The 16175-nt window shown below is 62.5% G+C and carries 15 protein-coding genes; 4 read left to right on the plus strand and 11 right to left on the minus strand.

Features of this window, described 5'->3' with window-relative positions; genetic code table 11:
* The first annotated feature begins 19 nt into the window (after nucleotides 1-19).
* On the plus strand, nucleotides 20-577 hold the full coding sequence (locus tag NKI95_RS08375; RefSeq protein WP_023676915.1) for an SH3 domain-containing protein: 558 nt from the start codon (nucleotides 20-22) through the stop codon (nucleotides 575-577).
* Nucleotides 578-659: 82 nt separating this feature from the next.
* Here NKI95_RS08375 and NKI95_RS08380 read toward each other — a convergent pair whose 3' ends face one another.
* A complete protein-coding gene (locus NKI95_RS08380) occupies nucleotides 660-1019 on the minus strand; it encodes a DUF4260 domain-containing protein (RefSeq protein ID WP_352715784.1) in 360 nt (119 codons plus the stop codon).
* Nucleotides 1020-1029: 10 nt separating this feature from the next.
* A complete protein-coding gene (irrA, locus tag NKI95_RS08385) occupies nucleotides 1030-1461 on the minus strand; it encodes an iron response transcriptional regulator IrrA (RefSeq protein WP_352715786.1) in 432 nt (143 codons plus the stop codon).
* A 240-nt stretch (nucleotides 1462-1701) separates the two neighbouring features.
* Here irrA and fabA point away from each other — a divergent pair, with 240 nt between their 5' ends.
* From fabA to fabI, 3 genes are all read left to right on the plus strand, one after another.
* Nucleotides 1702-2220 carry a 3-hydroxyacyl-[acyl-carrier-protein] dehydratase FabA gene (fabA, locus tag NKI95_RS08390; protein ID WP_352715788.1) on the plus strand — a complete coding sequence of 173 codons (519 nt, stop codon included), beginning with the start codon at nucleotides 1702-1704 and terminating at the stop codon, nucleotides 2218-2220.
* A gap of 122 nt (nucleotides 2221-2342) precedes the next feature.
* The gene (gene fabB / locus NKI95_RS08395; protein ID WP_352715790.1) at nucleotides 2343-3563 is read left to right on the plus strand and encodes a beta-ketoacyl-ACP synthase I; all 1221 of its coding nucleotides are present in this window, start codon (nucleotides 2343-2345) and stop codon (nucleotides 3561-3563) included.
* A gap of 13 nt (nucleotides 3564-3576) precedes the next feature.
* Nucleotides 3577-4389: an enoyl-ACP reductase FabI gene (gene fabI / locus NKI95_RS08400; protein WP_352715792.1), complete on the plus strand. Its 813-nt coding sequence runs from the start codon at nucleotides 3577-3579 to the stop codon at nucleotides 4387-4389.
* Between the two features lie 36 nt (nucleotides 4390-4425).
* On the opposite strand, the gene NKI95_RS08405 is transcribed toward fabI, so the two are convergent.
* The 9 genes from NKI95_RS08405 to nusA all read right to left on the minus strand — a co-directional run bounded on the left by NKI95_RS08405 (nucleotide 4426) and on the right by nusA (nucleotide 16151).
* On the minus strand, nucleotides 4426-5439 hold the full coding sequence (locus NKI95_RS08405) for a class I SAM-dependent methyltransferase (protein ID WP_352715794.1): 1014 nt from the start codon (nucleotides 5437-5439) through the stop codon (nucleotides 4426-4428).
* 104 nt (nucleotides 5440-5543) lie between these two features.
* A complete protein-coding gene (gene pnp, locus NKI95_RS08410; protein WP_292654001.1) occupies nucleotides 5544-7691 on the minus strand; it encodes a polyribonucleotide nucleotidyltransferase in 2148 nt (715 codons plus the stop codon).
* Between the two features lie 409 nt (nucleotides 7692-8100).
* Nucleotides 8101-8412, minus strand: a complete 312-nt coding sequence (gene rpsO, locus NKI95_RS08415; protein ID WP_280940423.1) for a 30S ribosomal protein S15 — start codon at nucleotides 8410-8412, stop codon at nucleotides 8101-8103.
* Nucleotides 8413-8552: 140 nt separating this feature from the next.
* Nucleotides 8553-9647 carry a magnesium/cobalt transporter CorA gene (gene corA, locus NKI95_RS08420; protein WP_352715797.1) on the minus strand — a complete coding sequence of 365 codons (1095 nt, stop codon included), beginning with the start codon at nucleotides 9645-9647 and terminating at the stop codon, nucleotides 8553-8555.
* A gap of 146 nt (nucleotides 9648-9793) precedes the next feature.
* The gene (gene truB / locus NKI95_RS08425) at nucleotides 9794-10753 is read right to left on the minus strand and encodes a tRNA pseudouridine(55) synthase TruB (RefSeq protein ID WP_352715799.1); all 960 of its coding nucleotides are present in this window, start codon (nucleotides 10751-10753) and stop codon (nucleotides 9794-9796) included.
* Nucleotides 10753-11178, minus strand: a complete 426-nt coding sequence (gene rbfA / locus NKI95_RS08430) for a 30S ribosome-binding factor RbfA (RefSeq protein WP_352715802.1) — start codon at nucleotides 11176-11178, stop codon at nucleotides 10753-10755. The genes truB and rbfA overlap by 1 nt, the downstream gene beginning before the upstream one ends.
* A 124-nt stretch (nucleotides 11179-11302) precedes the next feature.
* Nucleotides 11303-13870, minus strand: a complete 2568-nt coding sequence (gene infB, locus NKI95_RS08435) for a translation initiation factor IF-2 (protein WP_352715804.1) — start codon at nucleotides 13868-13870, stop codon at nucleotides 11303-11305.
* On the minus strand, nucleotides 13867-14517 hold the full coding sequence (locus tag NKI95_RS08440; protein WP_023719562.1) for an RNA-binding protein: 651 nt from the start codon (nucleotides 14515-14517) through the stop codon (nucleotides 13867-13869). Before NKI95_RS08440 ends, infB begins: the two co-directional genes overlap by 4 nt.
* A gap of 38 nt (nucleotides 14518-14555) precedes the next feature.
* A complete protein-coding gene (gene nusA, locus NKI95_RS08445) occupies nucleotides 14556-16151 on the minus strand; it encodes a transcription termination factor NusA (RefSeq protein WP_023676901.1) in 1596 nt (531 codons plus the stop codon).
* Nucleotides 16152-16175 lie beyond the last annotated feature (24 nt).

Genomic DNA, 16175 nt, shown 5'->3' on the forward strand with positions numbered 1-16175 from the left:
GGCGCCGAAAGGAACGAAAGTGTCTGGTTTCGCGTCGCTCCGCCTGACCCTCAGTGCAGCATTCCTCGGCGCTCTCATCCATAGCCCACTGGTGATGGCGCAAAGTGCCGCCGCACCCGCCCAGAGCGTCACGCTCGGACCAAGCGGCTTGCCGCTGCCGCGCTTCGTCAGTCTGAAATCCGGCCGCGTCAACTCGCGCGTCGGGCCGGGCGTCAATTATTCCGTCGACTGGATGTATATGAAGCCAGGCCTGCCGATGGAGATCATCCAGGAGTTCGATACGTGGCGCCGCGTGCGCGATGCGGACGGCTCGGAAGGCTGGATCAATCAGTCGCTGCTGTCGGGCCGCCGCACGGCGATCGTCGCGCCCTGGCAGCGCGGCAAGGACGCCCGCGTCAACCTCCTCGACGACCCGGCAAAAGATGCAGGCGTCATCGCGATCCTCGAACCGGGGGTGATGGGCACAATCAAGTCCTGCGATGGCCAATGGTGCGAAATGACCTTCGACGGCCATACCGGCTGGCTCGCCCAGTCGCTCGTCTGGGGTGCCTATCCCGGCGAAAAGGTCAAGAACTGACGTTTCCGAACCGGAGGTCGGGCCAGCGCTGTAAGCACCGGATCCGGCATTTTGTTTCGCTGATCTTCGGTTCGGGGATGGTTTAGCGGCCGATGCGGCCGAGATGGGTATCCTGGAAACTGCTCGACAGCTTCAAGCCATAGCCCAGAGCGCGGTCGATGGCGATGTGGGCGATCCAGATCAGCGCAACAGCTGTCGCCATTGCATTGTCAAAGACGTTGCCGACAAGCGCCAGCAGAACGGGCAAAATCAGTATGTGCATGGCGTTGTAGGCGACGGCCCCGACGCGCGGCCCGGCCATGTAACCCAGCATCGACAGGTCGGGCGCCAGAATGAGCACTGCAAATAGCCACCAGGAAACACCGGCGATTGCATAGAAGGCAAGAGCCGCCACCGCGACGGCAACCCATTCGAGCCGGAGCGTCAAATCCAGGAATTTCATAAGGCGCCGGTCAGTCGCAGCGTTTCGGACGCAGTCTCACCACGATATCGACATTGGCGATCTCCATGCCTTCCGGCGGTTCCGGCAGGTTGGAAACCATCACCGGGCCGCTGTCGATATCGAAGATCCTGTTTTCGCCCTCGATATAGAAATGATGGTGATCGGAGGTGTTGGTGTCGAAATAAGTCTTCGATCCCTCGACGGCAAGGATGCGCAGAAGACCGGCCTGGGTAAACTGGTGCAGAGCATTGTAGACGGTGGCCAGAGACACCGGCACGCCGGCGGCAAGCGCCTCCTCGTGCAGTTCCTCGGCCGAAAGATGGCGGTCGCCCTTGGCGAAAAGCAGATCGGCCAGCGCGATGCGCTGGCGTGTCGGCCTCAGACCGGCCTCGCGAACCCGCTTGTCCACAGCGACATTATCCTTTCGGCAACCCAGATCCATCTATCCGTCGCGCTCACAGTTCCGCCTCAGACACGTCCAAAATGGCAGAAATTGAGCATCTGCCGAAACTGGACGTGTCCTGACATATATTCTGTCGACCGAATGCGATCAATAGCGCGCATTGACCCGGGCAGACGGGCAGGTTAAGCGCAAACGCCGGTTTCCGGCCTGAAACAGATTGTGTTAGGAAACCACCGACAAGGGCGCCTATCGCCCGGGACGATCACGGGGACGAGATTGATGGCGGGTTCGAAATCCAGCTACGGTTACGAGGAATTGCTTGCCTGCGCCCGCGGCGAGCTGTTCGGACCGGGAAATGCGCAGCTGCCCTATCCGCCGATGCTGATGTTCGACCGCATCACCGAGATCAGCGAAACTGGCGGTGCGTTCGACAAGGGTTTCATCCGCGCGGAATTCGATATCAGGCCGGATTTGTGGTTTTTCGCCTGCCATTTCATCGGCAATCCGATCATGCCGGGATGCCTGGGCCTGGACGCCATGTGGCAGTTGACGGGGTTCTATCTCGGATGGCTCGGTGAACCCGGCAAGGGGATGGCGCTGTCGACCGGTGAGGTGAGGTTCAAAGGCATGGTCACGCCTTCGGTCAAGAAGGTGGAGTATGGCGTCGACTTCAAGCGAGTGATGCGCGGTCGGCTTGTGCTTGGCATCGCCGATGGCTGGCTGAAGGCAGATGGCGAGCCCATATACGCGGCAACGGATCTGAAGGTCGGTCTGTCCAAGCAACCGGCCGCCGTCTGAACGAAGACCCTACAGTACGACGTCTTGGACGTCTGATGGACGCTGTAGCACTTTAATTTTGCGCATGGTTCCGTTCCGGAAATTGATTTCAGGTTCGGAGTCCGCGCTGGAAGGAGTTGCGAATGAGACGGGTCGTAGTCACAGGTCTCGGTATCGTGTCGTCGATCGGTAACAATGCCAACGAGGTGCAGACCTCGCTGCACGATGCAAGGTCCGGCATCAGTTTCTCCGACTCTTTCGCCGAACATGGCTTCCGTTGCCGGGTGTGGGGCGCGCCGACGCTGGATCCATCGGGCATGATCGACCGTCGCGCCATGCGCTTCCTGTCGCAGGGTGCTGCCTGGAACCATGTCGCAATGGACCAGGCGATCGCAGACGCCGGCCTCGACGAGACCGACATCACCAACGAGCGCACCGGCATCGTGATGGGCTCCGGCGGACCGTCGACCCGTGCAATCGTCGAGGCGGCCGAGACGACGATCAAAAACGGCAGCCCCAAGCGGATCGGGCCATTCGCGGTGCCAAAAGCGATGTCGTCGACCGCTTCGGCGACGCTTGCCACCTGGTTCAAGATCCACGGCGTCAACTACTCCATATCATCGGCCTGCTCGACGTCTGCGCATTGCATCGGCAATGGCTACGAGTTGATCCAGTGGGGCAAGCAGGACATCGTCTTCGCCGGCGGCCATGAGGATCTCGACTGGACGATGTCGGACCTCTTCGACGCCATGGGCGCCATGTCGTCCAAGTTCAACGACAGGGCATCGGTCGCCTCCCGCGCCTACGACGTCGATCGCGACGGTTTCGTCATTGCCGGCGGCGCCGGCGTGCTGATTCTTGAAGAGCTCGAGCATGCCAAGGCACGCGGCGCCAAGATCTATGCCGAGATCGTCGGCTATGGCGCGACCTCGGACGGCTATGACATGGTGGCGCCGTCGGGCGAAGGCGCGGCGCGCTGCATGAAGCAGGCGCTCGCGTCGGTGTCCTCGCCGGTCGACTATATCAATACGCACGGTACCTCGACGCCGGTCGGCGACTCCAAGGAAATGGGCGCCATCCGCGAGGTGTTCGGCGAGAAGATGCCTTTCATCACGTCGACCAAATCGCTGACCGGCCATTCGCTGGGTGCGGCCGGCGTGCAGGAATCGATCTACTCGATCCTGATGATGCAAGGCGGCTTCATCGGCGAGAGCGCCCATATTGACAACCTCGATCCGGAATTCGAAGGCATGCCGATCGTGCGCAAGCGCATCGACGAAGCCAGGATCGACACCGTTTTGTCCAATTCGTTCGGTTTCGGTGGCACCAACGCTACGCTGATTTTCCAGCGCTATTCCGCATAAGGATTTGCCGACCATGGACGGATTGATGAAGGGCAAGCGCGGGCTTGTCATGGGTGTCGCCAACGATCATTCGATCGCCTGGGGTATCGCCCGCAAACTGTCCGAACATGGCGCGGAACTCGCCTTCACCTATCAGGGTGAGGCCTTCGGGCGCCGGGTCAAGCCGCTCGCCGAGAGACTGGGCGCATCCCTGGTGGTGCCTTGCGACGTAGAGGACAGCGCATCGGTCGCTGCCACCTTCGAGACCCTTGGCAAGGCGTGGGGCGGGCTGGACTTCGTCGTCCATGCCATCGGCTTTTCCGACAAGAACGAGCTGAAAGGCCTCTACGCCGACACCAGCCGCGACAACTTCATCCGCACCATGGTGATCTCCTGCTACTCCTTCACCGAGGTCGCCCGTCACGCCGCCACGTTGATGAAGGATAGCGGTTCGATGATCACGCTGACCTATGCCGGTTCGGTCCGCGTCATGCCGAATTACAACGTTATGGGCGTCGCCAAGGCCGGGCTGGAGGCCAGCGTCCGCTATCTAGCCAACGACTACGGCCCGCGCGGCATCAGGGTGAACGGCATATCGGCTGGACCGGTGCGGACGCTTGCGGGCGCCGGGATTTCCGACGCACGCCACATGTTCTCCTATCAGCAGCGCAACTCGCCGCTGCGCCGCACAGTGACCATCGACGAAGTCGGCGGTTCCGCGCTCTATTTGCTGTCCGATCTGTCCTCCGGCGTCACCGGCGAAATCCACTATGTCGATTCCGGCTATCACATCGTGTCCATGCCGACGCTTGACGAGTTGAAGCAGACCGACGGCGGGCGGGAATAGCGCGAGCGACGTGTCGCCGGCTTGCCCCGCAGCGTTTCAGCGCCGCGCCGCGAAGACCTTGAACATGCCGTCGCGGGCGAGCTCCGTATGGCTGGAGAAGGCGGCCGCCAGCACCGGTTCGTAGGGAAGCTGACGGTTCGCCACCATGAACAGCCGGCCGCCCGGCTTCAGCGCCTTGCCTGCCGCGCGGATCATGCCGGCACCGATCTCCGGCTCAGTCGCTCGGCTGCGGTGAAAGGGCGGGTTCATGACGACCGCGTCATAGCGGCGCTCGACCGGCTCGCTCAAAAGATCTATCCAGAAGAAATGTGGCTCCACGCCTGTGTTGCCGACATTGGCCTTCGCCGCCTCCAGCGCCTCGAAATCCGCTTCGTAAAGGTCAAGCGCCGATATGCCGGGTGAGCGGGCGGCGACTTCGGCGGCGACATAGCCCCAACCGGCACAGAAATCCGCAACGCTGCCACGCAGATCGTTGGGCAGATTTTCGACCAGCAGCTTCGATCCCGCATCGATCTTGTCGAACGAAAACATGCCTGGGGCCGTGCGGAAGCGGTCCTCGACGACCAAGTCCGGATTGGCGGCGCGAAGCGTTGCGGCGGCAACGGTATCGGCCGGCCGGCGAAACCAGAAGGCAATGCCGTGATGCTTCGGCAGGTGGCCTTCGAGCGGCACAAGGGCGCCGACATACTTGCGCAGGCTGGCGATACCATCGTCCTTGCCGCCGGCGACGACGATCAACCCGCTTGGTGCTGCGCGTTTGACCGCTTCGGCAACGCGCAACTCGTTTTGGCCGCGATGGCGGCCAGCGAGCACAAATGCCGCGTCGAAAGCGTCGCCTTCGACCTGCGGCGTGACCGCGAAGCCGGACGCCTGCAAGGCGCGAAAGTGCGGCCTGAAGCCTTGGACGAGATGAAGCTTGGCATCAAACCCTTCGGGCAAGCGAAAGCCGGGCTCGGCACCGAGAAAGAGTATGCGTTCATCCTTTCGTGGCAGGGAAACAGCACCGGCCTCGAACGGATGGAAAAGCGTTTTCAGCGGCTCGGCGGACATTCACCACTCTTGAACTGCAAGGCTGTTGTTGAAACGCAAACGGGCGCGACCTTCCGGCGCGCCCGCTTCGATTGCTCTATGCGTTCGACGGAACGCAACCCCGCTTAGGCGGCGTTCTCTTCGCCTTCGCTCTTCTTGTCGCGGACGATTTCCTTGCCGGTAGCCTGGTCGACGACCTTCATCGACAGGCGGACCTTGCCGCGCTCGTCGAAGCCCATCAGCTTGACCCAGACCTTGTCGCCTTCCTTGACCACATCGGAAGTCTTGGCGACGCGGTCATTGGCGAGCTGCGAGATGTGGACGAGGCCGTCGCGCGGACCGAAGAAGTTGACGAAAGCGCCGAAGTCGGCGGTCTTGACGACCGTGCCTTCGTAGATTTCGCCGACTTCCGGCTCGGCGACGATGGTGTGTATCCACTTCTTCGCCGCCTCGATCTCCTTGGCATTGGCCGAAGCGATCTTGACCGTGCCGTCGTCCTCGATGTTGATCTTGGCGCCGGTCTTTTCGACGATCTCGCGGATGACCTTGCCGCCCGAGCCGATCACGTCGCGGATCTTGTCGGTCGGGATGTGCATGACCTCGATGCGCGGCGCGAACTCGCCGAGCTCGGCACGTGCGCCGGACAGCGCATGGGCCATTTCGCCGAGAATGTGCTGACGGCCATCCTTGGCCTGGTCGAGGGCGATCTTCATGATCTCCTCGGTGATGCCCTCGATCTTGATGTCCATCTGCAGCGAGGTGATGCCATAGGCGGTGCCGGCAACCTTGAAGTCCATGTCACCGAGGTGGTCCTCGTCGCCAAGGATGTCGGAGAGCACGGCGAAGCGCTCGCCTTCCTTGATCAGGCCCATCGCAATGCCGGCGACCGGCTTGGCCAGCGGCACGCCTGCGTCCATCAGAGCCAGCGAGGTGCCGCAGACGGTAGCCATCGAGGACGAGCCGTTGGACTCGGTGATCTCCGAAACGACGCGCAACGTATAGGGGAACTGGTCGGCGGTCGGCAGCATCGGCCGGATGGCGCGCCAGGCGAGCTTGCCATGGCCGATTTCGCGGCGGCCCGGCGAACCCATGCGGCCGGTTTCACCGACCGAATAGGGAGGGAAGTTGTAGTGCAGGAGGAACTTCTCCTTGTACATGCCGGTCAGCGAATCGACATACTGCTCGTCCTCGCCGGTGCCGAGCGTGGCGACGACCAGCGCCTGGGTCTCGCCACGGGTGAACAGCGCCGAGCCGTGCGTGCGCGGCAGGACGCCGACTTCCGAGACGATCTTGCGGACCGTCTTCAGGTCGCGGCCATCGATGCGCGAGCCGGTGTCGAGGATGTTCCAGCGCACGACCTTGGCCTGGAGCTCCTTGAACACGGTGCCGATCTGTTCGGACGTGTATTTGGCCTCTTCGCCTTCTGCCGGCGCGAACGCGGCCTTGACCTTCGCCTTGACAGCGTCGACGGCGGCATAGCGCTTCTGCTTGTCGGTGATCTTGTAGGCGTCGCGAAGCTCGCCTTCGACGATCTTGAGCATCTCGGCTTCAAGTGCGGAATAGTCCGGCGCGGTGAAGTCGCGCGGATCCTTGGCGGCGACTTCGGCCAGCTTGATGATCGCGTCGATCACCGGCTGGAAGCCCCTGTGGCCGAACATGACGGCGCCGAGCATCAGATCCTCGCCGAGTTCCTTGGCTTCGGACTCGACCATCAGCACGGCGTCGGCGGTGCCGGCAACGACTAGGTCGAGCTTCGATTCCTGCATCTCGTCGACATGCGGGTTGAGCACGTATTCGCCGTTGATGTAGCCGACGCGTGCGCCGCCAACCGGGCCCATGAACGGCACGCCGGACAAGGTAAGGGCGGCGGAGGTGGCGACGATCGACAGGATGTCCGGGTCATTTTCGAGATCGTGCTGGACGACGGTGACGACGATCTGGGTGTCGTTCTTGTAGCCTTCGGCGAAGAGCGGGCGGATCGGGCGGTCGATCAGGCGGGAAACGAGCGTTTCCTTCTCGCTCGGACGGCCTTCACGCTTGAAATAGCCACCCGGGATTTTGCCGGCGGCGTAAGTCTTTTCCTGGTAGTTGACCGTCAGCGGAAAGAAATCGAGGCCGGGCTTCGGCTCTTTCATCGAGACGACGGTGGCGAGAACCTTGGTTTCGCCATAGGTGGCCAGCACCGCGCCGTCAGCCTGACGTGCGATCTTGCCGGTTTCGAGAATGAGCGGACGGCCGCCCCATTCGATTTCCACTTTGTGGTAATTGAACATGTCTTGTCCTTCGTATGCGGAAAGGGCCGCGCCGTTTCAGCGTGCGCGGATGCCCCTTTCCCTTGGCTTCCTTTCTCGGGCAGCCACGGGCAAGACAACGGGAAGCTCGGCTATTCGGCGCATTTGCCGCACGAGCGTCCTGCAATCCTGCCCCATGACCGTCCATGGGCGGTTTCGAGTGGCCCTCTGCTGTTTCGAAACCGGGTTGGCCAATCGATCCGACTGGCCTTGCGCGTGAACCCGAAAACCAGGTTTTCGGAAAGTATCCTGCGCAAATCTAAAACTTCAGAGCGTCCTTTGCGCATCCAAACCGGTGCGCGGCGCTCTGCTTTCTTCATTGGAGCCTTGGATGATCCGATGCTCCAATGCGCGACCGGCGGGCTCTCGAAAGAACCCGCCGGTCAATTCGTCAACGGCGCAGACCGAGCTTCTCGATCAGCGTCTGATAGCGCGCGTCGTCCTTGCGCTTGAGATAATCAAGCAGGCTGCGGCGCTGGGAAACGAGAGCGAGCAGACCACGGCGGGAATGGTTATCCTTCTTGTGGTCCTTGAAATGGTCGGTCAGGTTCTTGATGCGCTCGGAAAGGATGGCCACCTGGACTTCCGGAGACCCGGTATCGCCCTTGGCGGTTGCGAATTCGCCCATCAATTCCTTCTTGCGTTCGGCAGTAATCGACATCGTGTTTTTCCTTGTCTGTTTGAGGAAACGGGACGCCCTCAGCCGGGATGTCGTCCAGCAGGGGCCGGTGCAAGCAACGCGTCAAAGCGCGAAGCTGCGGCGCATATAGTGCAATTCCGACAAAAAGGCCAGCCCAATTCACAAGCCGGCTTTTTGCTGCATAAACGGGCACTTCCGCCTAGTCAGAGCCATTTCTTCCATTTGAAGTATGCGTAGAGCCCGACCGCAACAATCGCCATGAAGACGAGCGACAGGGGATAGCCGTAATAGGCTTTCAGCTCCGGCATATTCCACGGCGAGGTGTCGGGGTCGAAATTCATGCCCCATACGCCGACGAGAAAGGTGAGCGGCATGAAGATCACCGAGACGATGGTCAAATAGCTGATGACGTCGTTGGTGCGCGCCTGGCTGAGCGACAGGTGCATCTCGATCAGGCCGGTCAGCATATCGCGCTGGGTTTCGACCAGTTCGATCAATCGCAGCGAATGATCCAGCGTGTCGTTCAGGAATAATTTGGTTTCGGCCTTCACATAAGAGACGTCGTTGCGGATCATGGTCGCCAGCGCGTCGCGCATCGGCCAAAGCACGCCCTTCAGCACATTGGCGTCGCGCCGCAATTCGTGAAGTTGCCGCATCTGGTGCTTGTGCGCCTGGTTCAGCATCTGGTCCTCGATGCTGTCGACCAATTCGCCAGCAGCCTCGATCGGCGGGAAATAGCTGTCGACGATAGCGTCGATCAGAGCATAGGCGAGATAGTCGGCGCCGCGCGAGCGCAAGCGGTTGGGCACCGAGCTTGCGATCCGCTTGCGCACGGGATCGAACGGGTCGCCTTCGCGCTCCTGGAAGGTGACGACGAAGTTCTTGCCGAAGAAGACGGCGATCTGTTCGTAACGGTGCGCGGTGACGTCGTCGATCATCCTGACGACGACAAAGGCATGGTCCTCGAAGAAATCCACCTTGGGCCGCTGACCGGTGTTGACGACATCTTCCAGCGCCAGCGGATGCAGGTTGAAGATCCGGCCGATCTCCTCGATCAGCTGGATGTTGGCGAGGCCTGTGCAGTCGAGCCAGATGATCGGCCAATTGTGGCAATGGGTGTTGACGTCGTCGATGCTGGCATTGTCGATCGTCTTGAACTTTTCAGGCGAGATCAAAGTCAGCCTGAGCTCGGAGCGGCGCGCCGCCGGGTCGGCGATCAGCGTGCCCGGCGAAGCCCCGACCGGCGGCCGCCGTGTTTTGAGCGCCGCTCGCTTGTTGACCGTGTCAGCCTTTGCCATGTGCCCCCTCGAGTGCAGCATCGAACGGCACTACAGCACAGCGCATCCTTTCGGACGGCAAACGGCGCCGTAGCCCTGTTGATTTAGCGCATGATCCTTTCCCAAAATAGAATCCGGTTTGGAGATCATGCGCCGGGCGACAGCTGTTACCCGACAAAGACCCGCTTTGGCTTGAACATGCCTTGCTCGATGGCGCCGATGGCGACCAGCTTGCCGCGCGCGGTGGCGCAGGCCTCCTCAGCTTCTACCGGCGCGTCACGGCCGCGAATGATGACCGGATTGCCAAGGCGGATTTTGGTTGCCGCATCGTCGCTGATCGCAACCTGCGGCAAGCATTCGAGCGCCGCCGCGGTGTCGACCAGAAGTGCATCGATGGCACCGAAGTCGATCGGCGCGTCCGCTGCTTGCGAACCTTCCTCGCTCCGTTCGCCGAAGCGGGCGGCTTCCAACTCGGCCAGGGTGACGAAATCTTCCTGCGTAAACGGCTCGACCTCGACCCGCCGCAGCTCGGCGATGTGACCAAAACAGCCAAGGTCGCGGCCCATGTCGCGGGCCAGCGAGCGGACATAGGTGCCCTTGCCGCATTCGACCTCGAAGATGGTGCGATCGGCCATATGCTCGACCAGGTCGAGCCGGCCGATCTCGACCTCGCGTGCTGGAATGTCGACCGTCTCGCCATCGCGGGCAAGTTCGTAGGCGCGCTCGCCCGCGATCTTGATGGCCGAGAATTGCGGCGGTGTCTGCATGATCACGCCGGTATATTTCGAAAGCAGCGCCAGCACTTCGGATTCCGCCGGACGGCGGTCCGAGCTTTTGGTCGCCGGGCCTTCGAGGTCGTCGGTCGAACGCTCCTCGCCCCAGGCAACCGTGAAGCGGTAGACCTTGGCGCCGTCCTGGACGTAAGGCACGGTCTTGGTCGCTTCGCCAAGCGCGATCGGCAGCATGCCCGACGCAAGCGGGTCGAGCGTGCCGGCATGGCCGGCCTTTTCCGCCTGGAACAGCCATTTGATCTTGGAGACGGCTTCGGTCGAGCCCATGCCGACCGGCTTGTCCAGTACCAGCCAGCCCGAGATCGGCCGGCCCTTCTTCTTGCCGCGGCGCGCCACTATTCGCCGTCCTTCTTGTCGTCTTTGTCTTTGTCGTCGGCGCTGAGATCGCGCGCCACTTCGGGCGAGTGCAGCAATTCGTTGATCTTTTGGAAATTGTCGTAGCTGGTATCGAGCCGGAAGCGGAATTCCGGCATGTACTTCATCTGCCGCAGCGCGCCGGAGACGCGGCCGCGGACGAACTTCGCATGCTTGTTGAGCGCTTCGACCACCGCACCGGCATCCTTGGCGCCGAGCGGCGAGACGAAGGCGGTGGCGATCTTCAGATCGGGCGACATGCGCACCTCGGAGACCGAGACCACTGTGTTCTCGATCAGCGGGTCGAGGATCTCGCCGCGCTGCAAGGTTTCGGACAGCGCATGGCGCACCTGCTCGCCGACGCGCAGCATGCGCTGGGATGGGCCTGACGGGGTCGAACGGGGCATTTTCCTCGGTCCTGAAATCGTGAAGCGCGGGATGGAACCGCGCCGCATGTCTCATATGGTTTGGGCGGCGGCCTTTCGACCACCGCCCGGTCTCAATATGTGGTCGAACTCAAGGTGCTCGAATTCAGAGCGTCCTGGTCACCATCTCGACGCGGAAGCACTCGATGACGTCACCGACGCGCATATCCTCGTAGTTCTGGAAGGCCATGCCGCATTCCTGGCCGCCCGGAACTTCCGAAACCTCATCCTTGAAGCGCTTCAGGGTCTTCAGCGTGCCTTCGTGGATGACGACGTTGTCGCGGATCAGGCGGACGCCCGCACCACGCTCGACCTTGCCTTCGGTGACACGGCAGCCGGCGATCTTGCCGACCTTGGTGATGTCGAAGATTTCGAGGATCTCGGCATTGCCGATGAAGGTCTCGCGACGCTCCGGCGAGAGCAGGCCGGAGAGCGCCGCTTTCACATCGTCGACCAGATTGTAGATGATCGAATAGTAGCGGATCTCGATGCCTGCCGCAGCTGCGGCCGCGCGGGCCTGCGCATTGGCGCGAACGTTGAAGCCGATGATCGCAGCCCCGGAGGTTTCCGCCAGCGACACGTCGCTTTCGGTGATACCGCCAGCCCCCGCATGGACGATGCGGGCGCGTACCTCGTCGGTGCCGAGATTGTCGAGCGCCGCGTTGATCGCCTCGATCGAGCCCTGCACGTCGCCCTTGATGACCAGCGGGAATTCCTTCAATCCGCTGGTCTGCAATTGCGACATCATCTGTTCAAGCGAGCCGCGCTGGCCGGCATGCCTGGCCACCGCCTTCTCGCGCGCCAGGCGCTGGCGATATTCAGTGATCTCGCGGGCGCGGGCCTCGTTGTTGACAACGGCGAAGCGGTCGCCGGCCAGCGGCGTACCTTGCAGACCGAGGACTTCCACCGGCATTGCCGGTGGCGCTTCCTTGACCTGCTCGCCGCGATCGTTGACCAGCGCGCGTACCCGGCCCCACTCGTTGCCGGCGACGAGAATGTCGCCCGGCATCAACGTGCCGGTCTGCACCAGCACGGTTGCGACTGGGCCGCGGCCCTTGTCGAGTTGGGCTTCGATGACAACGCCTTCGGCGGTGCGGTCCGGATTGGCCTTCAGGTCGAGGATTTCGGCCTGCAGCAGGATCGCTTCGAGCAACTTGTCGAGATTGATGCCCTTAGTCGCCGACACCTCGACATCCAGCACCTCGCCGCCCATGGATTCGACGAACACCTCATGGCGCAGCAGTTCCGAGCGCACCTTCTGCGGGTCGGCGTCGTGCTTATCGATCTTGTTGATCGCCACGATGATCGGAACGCCGGCCGCCTTGGCGTGATTGATCGATTCGATCGTCTGCGGCATCACGCTGTCGTCGGCCGCCACCACGAGAATGGCAATATCGGTCGCCTGGGCGCCGCGGGCACGCATCGCCGTGAAGGCGGCGTGGCCGGGCGTGTCGATGAAGGTAATTTTGTTACCGTTCTTCTCGACCTGATAGGCGCCGATATGCTGGGTAATGCCACCGGCTTCGCCGGACACCACGTTGGCATTTCGGATTGCATCGAGCAACGAGGTCTTGCCGTGATCGACATGGCCCATGATCGTTACCACCGGCGGACGCGGCTGCAGGTCCTCGGGACGATCGGCGATGTTGAACAAGCCCTCTTCGATGTCGGACTCGGCGACGCGACGGACCGTGTGGCCAAATTCGGTCGCGACCAGTTCGGCCGTGTCGGCGTCGATGACGTCGCCAGGCTTCAGGATCTGGCCCTGCTTCATGAAGAACTTGACCACGTCGACAGCGCGCTCGGACATGCGCTGCGCCAGCTCCTGGATGGTGATGGTTTCGGGCAGGATCACTTCACGCATGACTTTCTCGCGTGGCTCGTTATGCAACGCGCGCTTGAATTTCTCCTGACGGCGGCGCATCGACGACAGCGAGCGGGCGCGCGCATCCTCGTCGGAGAGCGCCGAATTCAGCGTCAGCTTGCCGCGGCGGCGGTCTTCCTCGCCCTTGGTCGGCTTGGCTGGACGCGCCACTTCGGGCGTGACCAGACGGCGCACTGGTGCACCGGCACCCGTCCGCTTCGGCTTGACCTCTTCCTCGTCATCGACTGTCGCCAGTTCGGCGGCCAGGGGCGCACGGCGGCGTGCCTCTTCCTCGGCACGGCGGCGGGATTCGGCCTCGGCTTGCAGCCGCGCCTCTTCCTCGGCCTGACGGCGGGCCGATTCCTCGCGCTCGCGGCGGCGGCGCTCTTCGTCCTCGCTGCGGCGCTTGGCCTCCTCGATGGCGCGTTGGCGATCCTCGACGTCGCGCACCTTCGAGCCTTCGAGAGCCCGGCGGCGTGCTTCCATTTCCTGGCGCGATAATTCGTTCAGCACCATGCCGCTGCGTTCGACTGGCGGCGGAGGCGGCGCCGCCTTGGGAGCTTCCTGCACGGCAGGCGCTGCCGCGACCGGCTTCGGCGTGAAGACGGACACAGGCGCTGCCGCCGGCTCCGGCTTGTCGCCGGGCAGCGAGAACTTGCGCTTCTTGGTCTCGACAACCACCGACTTGGTGCGGCCGTGCGAGAAGTTCTGGCGCACAGTGCCCTGTTCCATACCGGGGCGCTTCAGCGTCAAGGTCTTCTTCGGCGTAACACTCAGCGTCTTGTCGTCGCCCGATTTCGTATCGCTCATTCCATATCCTCTGCGGCATCATCTTCGTCAGCAACGGCCGCAAGCATTGCCAGATCGTCCGGGGAACCGCCCCGATATCGGTCGAGCGCAACCATACGCTTCTGGACCGCCCTGCCCGCGTCTCCCGCGAGAACGGCAGCATGTATCACATTTGTACCCCCCAATGCCAAGCTCAACTCGGCCTCGGAGAAAAGTTTGTAAGCGCGGATCGCAGGCCCGCCGAGGTGGACGGTTGCCCGTCGCGCCTGGCTTATCTTGCGGACGCCATCGTCGGAAGCCTCGGTCGCGTGGAGCACGAAAAGTGCAAGTCCGCCGCGCACGGCGCTCTCGACCTTGGTCGCTCCGAGCGCTATGGCGCCCGCCTTGCGGGCCAGGCCAAGCATGCCCAGAGCGGACCTGGAAAGCAGCGCGTCGACCATGCCGCCAAGATCGGCTGGCACGGTCACCTGCGCCTTAAAAGCACGGGCAAACAGGTTCTTCGCCGCTGCCTTGTCTATATGTAGGCGGTCGGCGGTCACCCAGCAACCGCGGCCGGGCAGGTTTCTCTTGATGTCCGGAACGACGGCCGAATCCGGGCCGACGACGAAACGGATCAGCTCATCCGGTTCGGCTTGCCTGCGGGTGACGATGCAGGTGCGATCGTTCATCTCGTCCAAGGGCGGGTTCGGTGCGATGCGGTTTCACCTCACGCACCGACGGTTTCGTCAGCCGGCACGCCCTCGGCAGCAAGCTCGTCTTCGGTGATCCAGCCAGCCTTTAGGCGGGCGGCCAAGACCATCTGCTCGGCATCGGCGCGCGACACACCATGATTGGCGAGCACACCCGGGAATACCTTCGTCTCGCCGTCCTTGCGTTCCTTCCAGCCGGTCAGGTCGTCGGCGGCGTAGCCGGCGAAATCCTCGATCGTCTTCACGCCGTCCTCGCCGAGCGTCACCATCATGGCGGTGGTGATGCCGGGAATCTCGCGCAGCTCGTCCTTGACGCCGAGCGCCTTGCGCTTCTCGTCATGCTCGGCTTCGATCTTTTCCAGATATTCGCGGGCGCGGGTCTGGATTTCCGAAGCCGTGTCCTCGTCGAAGCCGTCGATCGACGCGATTTCGCCGGAGTCGACATACGCGACCTCCTCGACGCTGGTGAAGCCTTCGGAAGCGAGCACCTGGCCGACCATCTCGTCGACGTCGAGGGCTTCCATGAACAGCGACGACCGTTCGACGAATTCCTTCTGGCGCCGTTCGCTCTCTTCCTGCTCGGTCAGAATGTCAATGTCCCAGCCGGTGAGCTGCGACGCAAGACGGACGTTTTGGCCACGGCGGCCGATGGCCAGCGACAGCTGATCGTCGGGAACGACGACCTCGATGCGCTCGGCATCCTCGTCGAGCACGACCTTGGCGACTTCCGCCGGCTGCAACGCATTGACGATGAAGGACGCGGCCGAAGGCGACCACGGAATGATGTCGATTTTCTCGCCCTGCAATTCGCCGACGACCGCCTGGACGCGGCTGCCGCGCATGCCGACGCAGGCGCCGACCGGATCGATGGAGCTGTCGCGCGAGATGACAGCGATCTTGGCGCGCGAACCCGGATCGCGGGCGACCGACTTGATCTCGATGATGCCGTCGTAGATTTCCGGCACTTCCATAGTGAACAGCTTCGCCATGAACTGCGGATGGGTGCGCGACAGGAAGATCTGCGGGCCGCGCTGTTCGCGGCGCACGTCATAGACATAGGCGCGGACGCGATCGCCATACTTGTAGTTTTCGCGCGGGATCAGCTCGTCGCGGCGGATGATCGCCTCGCCGCGGCCGAGATCGACGATGACGTTGCCGTATTCGACGCGCTTGACGGTGCCGTTGACGATCTCGCCGATACGGTCCTTGTATTCGTCATATTGCCGGTCGCGCTCGGCCTCGCGCACCTTCTGCACGATAACCTGCTTGGCCGACTGGGCGGCGATGCGACCGAAATCCATCGGCGGCAGCTGTTCGGCGATGAAATCGCCGAGCTGGGCGTCCGGATTGCGCTCGCGCGCCGAGGAAATGGCAATCTGCGTCGCGTAATCGTCGACCTTCTCGACCACTTCCATCAGCCGTTGCAGCTTCATCTCGCCGGTGTTGGCGTTGATGTCGGCGCGGATGTTGGTTTCCTGGCCGTAACGCGAGCGCGCGGCCTTCTGGATCGCATCGGCCATGGCGGCGATGACGATCGACTTGTCGATCGACTTTTCACGCGCGACCGCATCGGCGATCTGCAGCAGTTCAAGCCTGTTGGCGCTTACAACCATCTTCTTTCTCCCGAGCTTGTTGCC

Source organism: Mesorhizobium sp. M0306 (assembly GCF_040321655.1).
Classification (GTDB): domain Bacteria; phylum Pseudomonadota; class Alphaproteobacteria; order Rhizobiales; family Rhizobiaceae; genus Mesorhizobium.

What these genes read in the sequence shown, in the direction of transcription:
- corA (WP_352715797.1), bottom strand. Translation starts at nt 9,647, where the DNA reads ATGGCAAAGGCTGACACGGTCAACAAGCGAGCGGCGCTCAAAACACGG.
- fabI (WP_352715792.1), top strand. Translation starts at nt 3,577, where the DNA reads ATGGACGGATTGATGAAGGGCAAGCGCGGGCTTGTCATGGGTGTCGCC.
- nusA (WP_023676901.1), bottom strand. Translation starts at nt 16,151, where the DNA reads ATGGTTGTAAGCGCCAACAGGCTTGAACTGCTGCAGATCGCCGATGCG.
- fabB (WP_352715790.1), top strand. Translation starts at nt 2,343, where the DNA reads ATGAGACGGGTCGTAGTCACAGGTCTCGGTATCGTGTCGTCGATCGGT.
- rbfA (WP_352715802.1), bottom strand. Translation starts at nt 11,178, where the DNA reads ATGCCCCGTTCGACCCCGTCAGGCCCATCCCAGCGCATGCTGCGCGTC.
- pnp (WP_292654001.1), bottom strand. Translation starts at nt 7,691, where the DNA reads ATGTTCAATTACCACAAAGTGGAAATCGAATGGGGCGGCCGTCCGCTC.
- NKI95_RS08440 (WP_023719562.1), bottom strand. Translation starts at nt 14,517, where the DNA reads ATGAACGATCGCACCTGCATCGTCACCCGCAGGCAAGCCGAACCGGAT.
- infB (WP_352715804.1), bottom strand. Translation starts at nt 13,870, where the DNA reads ATGAGCGATACGAAATCGGGCGACGACAAGACGCTGAGTGTTACGCCG.
- NKI95_RS08405 (WP_352715794.1), bottom strand. Translation starts at nt 5,439, where the DNA reads ATGTCCGCCGAGCCGCTGAAAACGCTTTTCCATCCGTTCGAGGCCGGT.
- NKI95_RS08380 (WP_352715784.1), bottom strand. Translation starts at nt 1,019, where the DNA reads ATGAAATTCCTGGATTTGACGCTCCGGCTCGAATGGGTTGCCGTCGCG.
- irrA (WP_352715786.1), bottom strand. Translation starts at nt 1,461, where the DNA reads ATGGATCTGGGTTGCCGAAAGGATAATGTCGCTGTGGACAAGCGGGTT.
- fabA (WP_352715788.1), top strand. Translation starts at nt 1,702, where the DNA reads ATGGCGGGTTCGAAATCCAGCTACGGTTACGAGGAATTGCTTGCCTGC.